Below are 12081 nucleotides of genomic sequence, written 5' to 3' on the forward strand. Positions count from 1 at the left end.
GTGCTCAGCCTGCGACTTTGGCATTTTCCACGGAGACGGTGGCCTTGCCTTCTGTCGCGTTGCTCAGGGTGACAGCGGCGACCACAGTCAGCACCACCGCCGCGAGAATCCCCGAAGCGATCCCGACGATCGCCCCCAGCCGGAACAGAACGGCATGCTCACCGTCGAGCACTCCGGGGACAACCCGCGGTTCTCCCGGCCTGAGCCAGGGCGCCTGTTCGATCAGGGGCCTCGCATCGCTCAGGACCAATCGGCCCGGGTCATCCCGGTCCGGCAGAAACCCCTGATCGGCCTCCGCGAAAATCTGCTTTTTGTTGTATGCAACTTCGCTGAAGGGCGCGCGCAGGTCTTCGGGCAGATCTTCAGGCGGGGTTGCGGCGGCGTCTGGCGAATCGCCCCCTGCACCTTCTTCAGGGGCCAGAGTGGCGCGGTAGTTTTCAACCAGTTCGCCAAGGCTGGCCGCTTCGTAAACATCCTTCAGGGCGCGGATGTGCTGGTTGATGCGGGTTTCGGACACGCCGAGTTCCTGCGCGATCACCTTGATCGGCACGCGCCTGTCGATGCGCTCCATAACGGCGCGCTGTCTGTCGGTCAGCCGGCGTGCGGCTCCGGACAACATCGATCAATCCTCCAGCAGTTGATCCCTGTTATCACGCTGTCTAACGCAATATGGACAGGATTTCTTCCGTTTTGGATAGAAGCGCCTTGCGCCCCGTCAAACGACGCGGGTCACATGCCGGTCAGCCCCCCGGACTGTTGACGCCCTTCGATTGCAGATAGCGCCTGATGTTGCGCGCAGCCTGCCGCAGCCGCTGTTCGTTTTCGACCATCGCGATCCGCACGAAGCCTTCGCCGTTCTCGCCATAGCCGACGCCCGGCGCCACCGCGACCTGTGCCTCGGTCAGCAATTGCTTGGAAAATTCGAGGCTGCCCATGCTCTTGAGCGCGGGCGGCAGGGGTGCCCAGGCGAACATCGAGGCTGGCGGCGCGGGGATATCCCATCCGGCGCGGCCGAAAGCCTCGACCATCACATCGCGGCGCTTGTGATACAGCTGGCGGTTGCTTTCGATAATGTCCTGCGGGCCGTTCAGCGCGGCACAGGCCGCGGCCTGGATCGGGGTAAAGGCACCGTAATCGAGGTAAGACTTCACCCGCGTCAGCGCCGCGATCAGTTTGCGGTTACCCACGGCAAAGCCCATCCGCCAGCCCGCCATCGAATAGGTCTTGGACATCGAGGTGAACTCGATCGCGACATCCTTCGCCCCCGGCACTTCCATGATCGAGCGGGTCGGCTTGCCATCGAAATAAAGCTCGGAATAGGCCAGATCGCTGACGATCCAGACCTGGTTTTCCTTCGCCCAGGCGACCAGCCTTTCATAGAAGGGCAGTTCGACCGTCTCGGCCGTGGGGTTAGAGGGATAACTAACCACCAGCACGCTGGGCCGCGGGACGGTGAAGTTCATCGCCCGTTCGAGCGATTCCCAGTAATGGTCATCGGGCGTGGTCGGCACCGAACGGATCGTGGCGCCTGCAATGATGAAGCCGAAGGTGTGGATCGGGTAGCTGGGGTTGGGGGCCAGCACCACATCGCCCGGCGCAATGATCGCCGTGGCGAGGCTGGACAGCCCCTCCTTCGACCCCATCGTCACCACCACTTCGGTTTCGGGATCGAGCTCCACCCCGAAGCGGCGGGCGTAGTAGCCGGCCTGTGCACGGCGCAGGCCGGGAATGCCCTTGGACTGCGAATAGCCGTGCGCATCGGGCTTGGCCGCCACTTCGCACAGCTTGTCGATCACGTGCTGCGGCGGGGGCTGATCGGGGTTGCCCATGCCAAGGTCGATGATGTCCTGCCCCGCAAGCCTCGCGGCATGACGCATGGCGTTGACCTCCGCAATCACATACGGGGGCATCCGCTTCATGCGATAGAACTGGTCATTCATCGTCTGTCATCACCTTGTCTTGCGGCGCCTTGATGAGCCTCGCGCGCCGGAATCCCCCTTGGCGAAGTTCGCGGGGAGAGGGAAGGCGTTTTCGCCAATTGCGGCACGCACGGAATGACGGCACTAAGGGCCCTGGCGCAAGGCATCGGCGCAATTCAGAGGACTTTCAGGCAATGGCAGACGACACCAACCCGATGGCGGCGGCCGCAGAAAACCTGCAGGGCTTCTTTGCCATGCAGGGCGAGGCGATGAAGGCCATGATGGCGGGCGAAGGCAACGAGGCGCTGCTGCCGCAGGGGTTCGATGCGGGCGATCTGGCCGAATGGACGGCGACGGCCGCGCAGCTCCAGCAATTGTGGCTCGATTTCGCGGCGCATCAGGCGCAGGCCGCTGCCGAGAAGGCCGCGAGGGGCGGCAACATGCTCGACCCGGCGCAATGGCTGGCGATTTCGCAGGGGATGCTGAGACAGATGCCCAAGGGCCTGATGCCTCAAACCTTGTTCGAAGCCTCTGGCAAGCTGATGCAGGACCAGATGCAGCTGTGGACCGGCGTGATGCAGTCGATGGTGGCCGGGGCAAGCGGCGGCAAGGCCTCCGAACCGCCCGAGGCTGCCAGCCTGCCCAAATCCGACCGCCGCTTTGCCGATCCGGCCTGGCGCGAACACCCCGCCTTCCTGCTGCTGCACCAGACCTATCTGATGCTCGCCGATCACTTCAGGCAGGCGGTGAGAGGCATGGAGGGTCTCGACAAGACCAGGCGCCAGCAGCTCGAATTCGCGGTGGGCGCGCTGGCCGAGGCGATGAGCCCTGACAATTTTCTCGCGCTCAATCCCGTGGTGCTCAAACGCACCATGGAGACCAAGGGCGCCAATCTGGTGCGCGGGATGCAGCACCTCATCAACGATCTCAAGCGCGGGCAGCTGACCCATACCGATCCCGACGCCTTCCGGCTGGGCGAAAACCTCGCCGCCAGCCCCGGCAAGGTGGTGCACGAGACCCCGCTCTACCAGCTGATCCACTACACGCCTTCAACCGAAAGCGTGCTGGAAGTGCCGCTGCTGATCTTCCCGCCGTGGATCAACCGCTTCTACATCCTCGACCTGACGCCCAAGAAGAGCTTCATCAAATGGGCGGTGGATCAGGGCATTTCGGTGTTCGTGGTCAGCTGGAAATCGGCTGATGAAAGCATGGCCGACATCGTCTGGGATGATTACATCCGCGCCCAGATCGAGGCGATCGACCATGTGCGCGCACGGCTGGATGTGCCCGCTGTCCACACCATCGGCTACTGCGTGGCCGGCACGACGCTGGCCGCAACGCTGGCGGTGCTGGCGCGGCGGGGCGAGGCGGACAAGGTCAAATCCGCCACCTTCTTCACCGCACAGGTCGATTTCGAGAAGAGCGGCGATCTGAAGAACTTCATCGACGATGGCCAGCTGGAGATGATCGGCAAATTGTCTTCCGGGCAGGGCTATCTCGACGGGCGCTATCTGGCGGCGACCTTCAACGCGCTGCGCGGGCGCGATCTGATCTGGAACTACGTCGTCAATAACTACCTGCTGGGCGAGGATTATCCCGCCTTCGATCTGCTGCACTGGAACGGCGACGTTACCAACCTGCCGTCGAAATGGCACAACGCCTATCTGCGCGACCTCTATCGCGACAACAAACTGGTGGTGCCCGATGCGCTGGAGGCGGATGGCACGCCGATTGACCTCACCCGTGTCTCTACCCCCAGCTTTGTGCAGGCCGGGCGCGAGGATCACATCGCGCCGGCCGAAAGCGTGTGGCGCATCACCCGGCATTTCAGCGGGCCGATGGAATTCCTGCTTGCGGGATCGGGCCACATAGCAGGCGTGGTCAATCCGCCTGCTGCGGGCAAATACCAGTACTGGGTGGGCGACAGCAGCGCCCCCTCTCTGAAGGCCTTTGTCGACAGCGCGACCGAACATCCGGGCAGCTGGTGGCCGCACTGGCTGGAATGGCTGCACCGCCAGTCCGACACCCGCGTTGCGGCCAGGGGCAAGCGCGTTCCCGGCGGCAAGGGCGACACCGTGATCGAGGACGCGCCGGGCCGCTATGTGAAGACCCGCTGATCCTCGACATTGATTTCAAAGGACTTTGCCAGTTTTTGTGCACTGCACAAAAATGCTTGACTTCGCAGCCGCACTCACTATTTTGTGCAGTGCAACATGAAGCGAGGTCATCATGTCCGAAGTTGAAACCACTGCTGCCGAGGTGAAGGCTCCCGTCGCCAAGATCGACGCCGCTGCCGAACAGGTTCTTGCCGAAGTCTCGGCCAAGACCGCCGCAGCGCCGAAGGTTGAAGCCGCACCGGCTGCCAAGAAGGCAACCCCGGTGAAGAAGGCCGCTGCCAAGACCGTCAAGAAGACGGCCGCCAAGAAGCCCGCTCCGGTCAAGAAGCCCGTGCTGGCGAAGAAGGCTGCAAAGCCCGCCGCCGCCCCCAAGGCAAATGCGCCCAAGACCAACCCCGTCATCAAGCTCAAGGATACCATCATGGCCACTGCCAAGAACACCGACATCACCGCCACCGCCAAGGAAATGCTGGCTGACGTCCAGACCCGCGCCAAGACCGCTGCCGCCAAGGGCACCGTGCTCGCCACCGAAGCGACCGAGTTCACCAAGGCCAACGTCGAAGCTGTCGTAGAAAGCGGCAAGATCTTCTTCGCCGGTGCGCAGGAACTGCTCAAGGACAACGTCGAAACCGGCAAGACCGTGCTCGAAACCGTCACCGAAGATGCCAAGAAGGTTGCCGCCGTGAAGTCGCCGACCGAGCTGTTCCAGCTGCAGGGCGAAATCGCCCGTCGCAACTTCGATGCCGTGGTCGCCTATGGCTCGAAGCGCACCGAAGCCTGGGTGAAGCTCTACAACGATGCCTTCGCCCCGATTTCGAACCGCGTCAGCGTCGCCGCCGAAAAGATCGGCAAGGCTGCCTAAGCGTTACAAGTTCCTGGACCGGGCCTCTCTCCTCTCTCTCCCAACCCGGTCCACGAGAGCGCGCTGAAAAGCGCCGGCCCGAGCAAGCCCTGCTTGCTCGGGCCTTTTCTTGTCGCGCGGGCGCGGGAAAATGAATCGCACCAATCGCTTGCACCTTTGCCTGCGAATCCCATAATGGAAGGCCCATGGTCGTATCGCCTGTCCCCACCCTGCCCGCTGTCGCCGCGCCGCTTGTCCGGCTGGCCCAAGGCGTGCGCGCGGGTGATGATGACGAGGGCAAGGACGGCGGCGGCGAAGGCCAGGTGGGCATCGCCACCAAGACCCGCGCCAAGCCCAAAAAGCCGAGCCAGTACAAGGTGCTGATGCTCAACGACGATTACACCCCGATGGAATTCGTGGTGCTGGTGCTGAAGCGGTTTTTCGGGATGGATCTCGAACAGGCCACCCGCGTGATGCTCCACGTCCATCAGCGCGGCGTCGGCGTGTGCGGGATCTTCCCCTATGAAATCGCCGAGACCAAGGTGAACCAGGTGATGGACTTCGCCCGCCAGAACCAGCACCCGCTGCAATGCACGCTGGAAAAGGCGTAAGCCCCTCACGCCGCGCCACCCCCAATTGAGGGCATGACGCGGGCGGCCAGACACGCTAGGGCCGCGGGGTTATCTACGGAACATCACGTGCTGAAACTGATCCCCAGCATCGACCGCTATATCCTGCGGCTCACGCTTGTGCCGATGCTGGGCGTGTTCGCTCTCGCCGCCAGCCTGCTGATGCTCGACAAGATGCTGCGGCTGTTCGATTTCGTCGCGGTCGAAGGCGGCCCTGTCGCGGTGGTGTTCAAGATGCTGGGCGCGCTGATCCCCGAATATGCCAGCCTCGCCATTCCGCTCGGCCTGCTGCTGGGCGTGCTGCTGGCCTTCCGCAAGCTGGCGACATCATCCGAACTCGACACCATGCGCGCGGTCGGCCTGTCGTATAACCGGCTGCTCAGGATGCCCTATGCGATCACGCTGGTGCTGGTCGCGGTCAATATCGCGCTGGTGTTCTACATCCAGCCGATCAGCCGGTATTATTACGAGCAGATGGAATACGAACTGCGATCGGGCGCGCTCGGGGCCTCGATCAAGGTCGGCGAATTCACCACGCTGGCTGACCGCATGGCGCTGCGGATCGAACAGAGCGAGGATGAAGGCCGCAAGCTGATCGGCATTTTCGCCCGCGTGTCGAACAGCAAGGGGCAGGTGCTTTCGATCAGTGCGCGCGAGGGGGCGTTTCTGGCGACCCGCGACAATCCCGATACCATCATCCTGCGCCTGACCGAGGGCACGATCATCCAGGATACCGGCAGCAACACGCCCCGCGTGCTCAGCTTCAGCCGCCATGATCTGCCGATCGACCTGCCCGCGATCGAGAAATTCCGCGCCCGCGGCGATGCCACCCGCGAATACATCCTGCCCGAATTGCTGCGGATCGGCTGGAACGACGAAAGCCCGCCGCAGGCCCGCGATGCCAGCCTTGCCAGCTTCAATTTCCGGCTGGTGGAAATCGTGATGATGCTGCTGATGCCGCTGCTGGCGGTGGCGCTGGCGATCCCGCCCAAGCGATCGACCAGCGCGCTGGGCGTGTTCGTGTCGATAGTGATGGTGGTCGCCTATCACAAGGTGAACCAGTATGGCGAAGATGTCGCCGCACTGGGCCGGATGGATCCGGTGCTGGCGCTGTGGGTGCCTTTCGTGCTGTTTGCCGCGCTGATCGTGTGGATGTATTACCGCGTCGCCTATGTCCCCGGCGGGCAGGCGATCGGGGCGCTGGAGACGATGTTCGCCAAGCTGTCGAAGCGGCTGGGCAAGCTGTTCGCCCGCCGCGCCCCCAAGGCCTATCGCAGACCGGAGGCCGCTCCGGCGGAATAAGGCGCAATGCAGCTCGATTTCTTCCCCTCGCGCACGCTGACGCTCTATCTTGCGAAGCTGTTTGTGGTGCGCATCCTTGCGGTGCTGGTGATGCTGGTGCTGGTGCTGCTGGCGCTCGATCTGCTGTCGGCCACCGGCAAGATTCTCGAAGCGCCCGGCAACGGGCAGGCCGAAATCCTCGAATATGCCTCGCTGCGCCTGCCGCAGCTGATCTCGCGGTTCCTGCCCTATTCGGTGCTGCTGGCGACGCTGATCACGCTGGTGACGCTGAACCAGAACAGCGAAGTGGTGGCGATGAAGGCAGCGGGGCTTTCCGCGCATCAGGTGCTCTCGCCGCTGCTGCTCACCGCCGCGCTGGTGTCGCTGGTCAGCTTCGGCTTCAACGAACGCATCGTCACCCGCGCCAATGCGACGCTCAAGGCGTGGGAAGCGGCGGAATACGGCCCGATCCCCGCTGCCGGCGACAGCAACGGCGGCGTGCGCTCCAATGTCTATCTCACCGATGGCGACAATATCCTGTCGGCGGCCACCCTCACCGGCAGCGGCAGCGGCATCGTGCTGTCGAACGTCACCTGGTATGCCCGTGCGCCGGGCGGGATCATCCGCGAACAGGTGCGCAGCCCGCGTGCGACCTTTGCCGCGCCCGGCTGGAAGCTGGAAAATCCGCAAGTCTTCGATGTCGCGGGCGCGCTGACCGAAACCCTGCCCGAACTGGTGGTAGGCAATGGCCTGACGCCGGAGCGGATCATGCTGCAATCGGTCGATGTTGACGGGCAGAGCTTCTGGGAACTGTCGCGCAGCATCGATGCCTATGAAGCGGCGGGGCGCAACACCGATGAAATGCGCGCCAAGTGGTGGCACCGCCTGTCCGGCCCGCTGTCCGCCTTGCTGATGCCGCTGCTCGGTTCGATCGCCGCCTTTGGCCTCGCACGATCGGGCCAGCTGTTCGTGCGCGCGATCATCGGCATGGCGCTGGGCTTTGCCTATTTCGTGGTCGACAATGCCGCGCTGGCGATGGGCAGCTTTGGGGGTTACCCGCCCTTCCTTGCGGCCTGGGCGCCGTTCTTCCTGTTCCTGCTGCTCGGCGAGACCGTGCTGATCCGGACCGAGGAGTGAGCCGCGACTGGTCGCTGCGGCTGGCACGGCCCGAAGATGCCGCCGCCATGCCGGGGATCGAGCGGGCGGCGGCGGCCGCCTTTGCGGGGGAGCAGTCCATCGATCCTGCCCATACCCGCAGCGAGGCGGATTATGCCCGCCTGATCCGCAAGGGCCACAGCCTTGTCGCCCATGCGGGTGAAAATATGGCGGGGTTCCTCGTCGCAGAACCCTTCCGGCGCGAATTGCACGTCTGGGAAATGGACGTCGCCCCCGCCTTCCAGCGGCGCGGGATCGGCGCAGGGCTGGTGCGTGCCGCGCAGATCGATGCGCGCAACACCGGCTTTACGGCACTGACCCTCACCACCTTCCGCGATCTCGCGTGGAACGGCCCGTTCTATGCGCGGCTGGGGTTCGAGGAAGTCACCGCGCTCGATGCCCATATCCGGCTGGCGGGCGAGCTGGCGGTCGAGGTCGACAATGGCCTGCCCGCCGACAGGCGCTGCGCGATGATCTGTTTTCTGGACTGAAGCAAGGACGCGGGCTTAACCCCTCTTCCCCATTGTGCTCTTGGCAATCCGGCCCACTAGCACCAGCATCCCCGGGTGGTTCGCCCCTTCATAGGTCGAACCCGTTCCCAATTCGCGGGCAAGCCGACGGTGCGCTTCCGGCAGATCGTGATAGGGCATCGAGGGCATCAGGTGATGCAGCGCGTGATAGCGCAGGCCGACCGGCGCCCAGATCTCCGCCGCCAGCCCCGGCGGGGGCACGTTGACGCTGTCGAGGAACTGCGCGGTCACCGTCATCGGCTCGCCCTCGTTCTCCCACAGGTGCGCGACCAGTGTGCGCAGCTGGTTGAGCACCGCGGTGAGCGACAGGATCGCCATGGCAATCGCCAGCGGCTGCCAGCCGATCAGCTGGGTGCTGCCGATCAGCGCCCACGACCACACGAACACGCCCGCTTCCTGCCAGCGCACGCGGGCGACAAATTCGCCTTCGGGGGGACGGCGGCGGAAATCGGGATTGATCGAAAGCGCCGAGAACCGCTCCCACGTGAAGGTGCGCACCGCCGGAATCAGCGCACCCAGCGGCACCAGCACGGCAGCGCGCACGATCAGCGCCACCGGCGCGAGCAGCGCCACGAGCACGAAGACCGGCAGGCTCCACGGCTTCATCAGCGCGAGCGGCAGGTATTCGGGATCTTCCACCGTGCCATATTGCGTGCGCTTGTGGTGGATGGTGTGCACGCCTTCATACATGAAGGACGGCGTCAGCAGCGGAATGCCCACCAGCAGATTCCAGCCGGTGCGAAAGCCGGGCAGCGCATCGCGGTGGATGTGGGTCAACTCGTGGATGAACATCAGCGCGCGGTAGAGCGCCAGCGCCGCGACCAGCCCCGCTGCGATCTGCACCGGAAGGCTGCCGCCAAGGATCGCCACCGCAATCCCGGCATAACCCACGCCGGCCGACAGCAGCATGTCGGGCCAGTAGACCGTTGCCTTCGCCTCGCCCAGCCCCTTGGTCAGATCGCGCGCGGCGCGCAGCATCGCCTTGTCATCCTCGACCATGAACTGGGCGCGAGTGGCCTTGGCGGGCTGCGGGTCGAGGGTCTGGTGGACGGTCATTTCCGGGGTCATTTTCAGCAAAATCCTGAGGCTCCCCTACGCCAAATCGCAAGGCAAGCCAAACGCGGGTTGTTGGTGACAGTGATCGATAGCCTTGCGTCAATGGCGCTGGCGGGACACAGACACCTTAACCCAACGCAAATACGGGAACAGCGGCGTGACGGATGTGGCAATGCGCGGATCTGAGATAGTTATCGAGCCGGTCAGCGGCAAGCAGCAGCGGCAAGCCTTCGTCGATCTGGGGCGGGCCTTTTCCGGCCGCCTGCCGCACTTCGTGCCGCAGATCCGCAGCGAGCAGCTGGAACTGGTCGATCCGGGCAAGAACCCGTTCTTCGGCCATGCCCGTGTGCAGCTGTTCATCGCAAAGCGCGGCGGCAAGGCCGTGGGGCGGATTTCGGCGCATATTGATGAACTCGCGCTCGCCATGCCGGCAAGCCAAGGCTTCGGCCCCGGCACCGGCTTCTTCGGCTATTTCGATGCCGAGGATGAAGACATCGCCCGCGCCCTGATCGCCGCTGCCGAGGCATGGCTGGCGGGCGAGGGAATGACCCGCGTGCTCGGCCCGATCTCGCTGTCGATCTGGGAAGAGCCCGGCCTGCTGGTGCGCGGGCAGGATCACGCGCCGATGATCATGATGGGCCATCATCCGGCGCATTATGCCGGCTGGATCGAGGCCGCGGGATATGCCCGCGCCAAGACGCTCTACACCTATGATCTCGATATCTCGAAACCCTTCCCGCCGCTGGTGCAGCGGATCGTGCAGTCGGGCGAACGCAATGCGCGGATCAACGTGCGCCGGGTGCGCAAGGCCGATTGGGATGCCGAGGTGGCGATCATCCTCGGCATTCTCAACGATGCCTGGTCGGACAATTGGGGCTTTGTCCCCTTCACCCCCGCCGAAGTCGCCTATGCCGGCAAGAAGCTGCGCGCGATCATCCACGAGGAACTCAACATGATCGCCGAGGTCGACGGGCGTCCCGTCGCCTTCATGCTGACCTTCCCCGATGTGAACGATGCGCTGGCGAAGATCAGGGGCAAGCTGTTCCCGTTCGGCTGGATCCACATGCTGCGCTGGCTGCGCCATCCGAAGGGCGCAGGCATGCGGGTGCCGCTGATGGGGGTGCTGAAGGAACTGCACAACAGCCGCCTCGCCAGCCAGCTGGCTTTCATGATGATCGAGAGCATCAGGGTGCAGGCCAACGGCAAGTTCGGATCGACCCGCGGCGAGCTTGGCTGGGTGCTGGAAGACAACCAGGGCATGGTCGCCATCGCCGACACGATCCAGAGCACGATCAACCGCGAATATGTGATCTACGAGAAGACGCTGGGTTGATTGGATTGTTTTGCGGTTTCGCTGACGCGAAACGCATACCGCCCGCCCCGCCTCCCCACCCGACCACCAAGAATACCATTACGGTATGGTGGTCGGGTGGGGAGGCGGGGCGGGAGGTATGCGCCGCCGAAGGTGGCCCAAACGAAAAAAGGCCTCCGTTGCGTAAACAACGGAGGCCTTTCGGGATCGTATCACCAGCCGCTTGGACGGGAGGGGGGTCTCGGCGGTGACAATGGGATAATGCTCGTCCCGAAAACCGGTTCCCGGCCCGCTCGAAATTTTTTTCACCCGCGTGCATTTTCTTGCAAATGCACGCGAATCGAGAGGCTTGCCGGATCAGCGCGACGGCAGGGCGGGGAACCGCTATGGCTGCGATTCGGTTATCCTGTCGCCTGCACCACACACCCTGCGGAGTTGCCCAATGTCTCTCGGAAGCCAGATCGCCGCACACTTGCCGTTCCTGCGCCGCTATGCGCGGGCACTGACAGGATCGCAGGCGAGCGGCGATGCCTTCGTGCGCGAAATGCTCGAAGCGGTGCTGGCTGACGATGCGCTGAAGGCCTCGCTGGCAGGCGGACGGGTGCCGCTCTACCGCGCCTTCGGCAAGGTCTGGGCGAGCGCTTCGGGGCAGGCCGCCACCGGCGCTGCCGCGTCCGAACACGAAGCCGGCGCGCAGGCGCGGCTGGGCACGATCACTCCGCCGGCGCGGCAGGCCCTGCTGCTGACCACGCTGGAGGATTTCTCCACCGCCGAAGCCGCCGCGATCCTCGATCGCACACCGCAAGAGGTCGAAGGTCTCGTCGCCGAAGCGATTGCCGAAATCGAACGCGAACAGACCACATCGGTGCTGATTATCGAGGATGAACCGCTGATCGCGATGCAGCTTGAAGACCTCGTCACCGGTCTTGGCCACACGGTCAGCGGCACCGCCGCCACCCGCACCCAGGCCCGCGCCGCCGTGGCCGAAGCGATGCCGGGGCTGGTGCTGGCCGACATCCAGCTCGCCGACGGATCATCGGGGCTGGATGCGGTGGACGACATCCTGTCTGTCGCCTCGATGCCGGTGATCTTCATCACCGCCTATCCCGAACGCCTGCTGACCGGCGACCGGCCCGAACCGACCTATCTCGTCACCAAGCCGTTTCAGGAAGCCACCGTGCGCGCCGCGATCAGCCAGGCGCTGTTTTTCGGGAGCACGCGGCCGCTTTGATTTGTGATCG

At 64.2% G+C, this 12081-nt stretch carries 11 protein-coding genes; 8 read left to right on the forward strand and 3 right to left on the reverse strand.

Annotation, left to right across the window (positions count from 1 at the left end; genetic code table 11):
• Nucleotides 1-4: 4 nt before the first annotated feature.
• Both ACU0AG_RS02445 and ACU0AG_RS02450 read right to left on the reverse strand, forming a co-directional pair.
• A complete protein-coding gene (locus tag ACU0AG_RS02445; protein ID WP_482780669.1) occupies nt 5-619 on the reverse strand; it encodes a hypothetical protein in 615 nt (204 codons plus the stop codon).
• Nucleotides 620-740: 121 nt separating this feature from the next.
• Nucleotides 741-1940: an LL-diaminopimelate aminotransferase gene (locus ACU0AG_RS02450; RefSeq protein ID WP_482780670.1), complete on the reverse strand. Its 1200-nt coding sequence runs from the start codon at nt 1938-1940 to the stop codon at nt 741-743.
• A 173-nt stretch (nt 1941-2113) separates the two neighbouring features.
• On the opposite strand from ACU0AG_RS02450, the gene ACU0AG_RS02455 reads away from it, so the two are divergent.
• From ACU0AG_RS02455 to ACU0AG_RS02480, 6 genes are all read left to right on the forward strand, one after another.
• Nucleotides 2114-4036 carry a PHA/PHB synthase family protein gene (locus tag ACU0AG_RS02455; RefSeq protein ID WP_482780671.1) on the forward strand — a complete coding sequence of 641 codons (1923 nt, stop codon included), beginning with the start codon at nt 2114-2116 and terminating at the stop codon, nt 4034-4036.
• A gap of 112 nt (nt 4037-4148) precedes the next feature.
• The gene (locus tag ACU0AG_RS02460; RefSeq protein WP_482780672.1) at nt 4149-4898 is read left to right on the forward strand and encodes a phasin family protein; all 750 of its coding nucleotides are present in this window, start codon (nt 4149-4151) and stop codon (nt 4896-4898) included.
• A gap of 251 nt (nt 4899-5149) precedes the next feature.
• On the forward strand, nt 5150-5488 hold the full coding sequence (clpS, locus tag ACU0AG_RS02465) for an ATP-dependent Clp protease adapter ClpS (RefSeq protein ID WP_482780785.1): 339 nt from the start codon (nt 5150-5152) through the stop codon (nt 5486-5488).
• A 90-nt stretch (nt 5489-5578) separates the two neighbouring features.
• A complete protein-coding gene (locus tag ACU0AG_RS02470; RefSeq protein ID WP_482780786.1) occupies nt 5579-6808 on the forward strand; it encodes an LptF/LptG family permease in 1230 nt (409 codons plus the stop codon).
• Nucleotides 6809-6814: 6 nt separating this feature from the next.
• Nucleotides 6815-7924, forward strand: a complete 1110-nt coding sequence (gene lptG, locus ACU0AG_RS02475; protein ID WP_482780673.1) for an LPS export ABC transporter permease LptG — start codon at nt 6815-6817, stop codon at nt 7922-7924.
• Nucleotides 7921-8433, forward strand: coding sequence for a GNAT family N-acetyltransferase (locus ACU0AG_RS02480; RefSeq protein WP_482780674.1), 513 nt, complete (start codon nt 7921-7923; stop codon nt 8431-8433). Before lptG ends, ACU0AG_RS02480 begins: the two co-directional genes overlap by 4 nt.
• 15 nt (nt 8434-8448) lie before the next feature.
• On the opposite strand, the gene ACU0AG_RS02485 is transcribed toward ACU0AG_RS02480, so the two are convergent.
• The gene (locus ACU0AG_RS02485) at nt 8449-9528 is read right to left on the reverse strand and encodes a fatty acid desaturase family protein (RefSeq protein WP_482780787.1); all 1080 of its coding nucleotides are present in this window, start codon (nt 9526-9528) and stop codon (nt 8449-8451) included.
• 172 nt (nt 9529-9700) lie between these two features.
• Here ACU0AG_RS02485 and ACU0AG_RS02490 point away from each other — a divergent pair, with 172 nt between their 5' ends.
• Nucleotides 9701-10861: an N-acetyltransferase gene (locus tag ACU0AG_RS02490; RefSeq protein WP_482780675.1), complete on the forward strand. Its 1161-nt coding sequence runs from the start codon at nt 9701-9703 to the stop codon at nt 10859-10861.
• Nucleotides 10862-11282: 421 nt separating this feature from the next.
• On the forward strand, nt 11283-12071 hold the full coding sequence (locus ACU0AG_RS02495) for a response regulator (protein WP_482780676.1): 789 nt from the start codon (nt 11283-11285) through the stop codon (nt 12069-12071).
• The last annotated feature ends 10 nt before the right edge of the window (nt 12072-12081 follow it).

The organism is Erythrobacter sp. RANMB8 (assembly GCF_056848235.1).

Excerpts from the sequence above, each read along its gene's own strand:
- ACU0AG_RS02490 (WP_482780675.1), top strand. The coding sequence starts at position 9,701 with ATGCGCGGATCTGAGATAGTTATCGAGCCGGTCAGCGGCAAGCAGCAG.
- lptG (WP_482780673.1), top strand. The coding sequence starts at position 6,815 with ATGCAGCTCGATTTCTTCCCCTCGCGCACGCTGACGCTCTATCTTGCG.
- ACU0AG_RS02495 (WP_482780676.1), top strand. The coding sequence starts at position 11,283 with ATGTCTCTCGGAAGCCAGATCGCCGCACACTTGCCGTTCCTGCGCCGC.
- ACU0AG_RS02455 (WP_482780671.1), top strand. The coding sequence starts at position 2,114 with ATGGCAGACGACACCAACCCGATGGCGGCGGCCGCAGAAAACCTGCAG.
- ACU0AG_RS02460 (WP_482780672.1), top strand. The coding sequence starts at position 4,149 with ATGTCCGAAGTTGAAACCACTGCTGCCGAGGTGAAGGCTCCCGTCGCC.
- ACU0AG_RS02485 (WP_482780787.1), bottom strand. The coding sequence starts at position 9,528 with ATGACCGTCCACCAGACCCTCGACCCGCAGCCCGCCAAGGCCACTCGC.
- ACU0AG_RS02450 (WP_482780670.1), bottom strand. The coding sequence starts at position 1,940 with ATGAATGACCAGTTCTATCGCATGAAGCGGATGCCCCCGTATGTGATT.
- ACU0AG_RS02445 (WP_482780669.1), bottom strand. The coding sequence starts at position 619 with ATGTTGTCCGGAGCCGCACGCCGGCTGACCGACAGACAGCGCGCCGTT.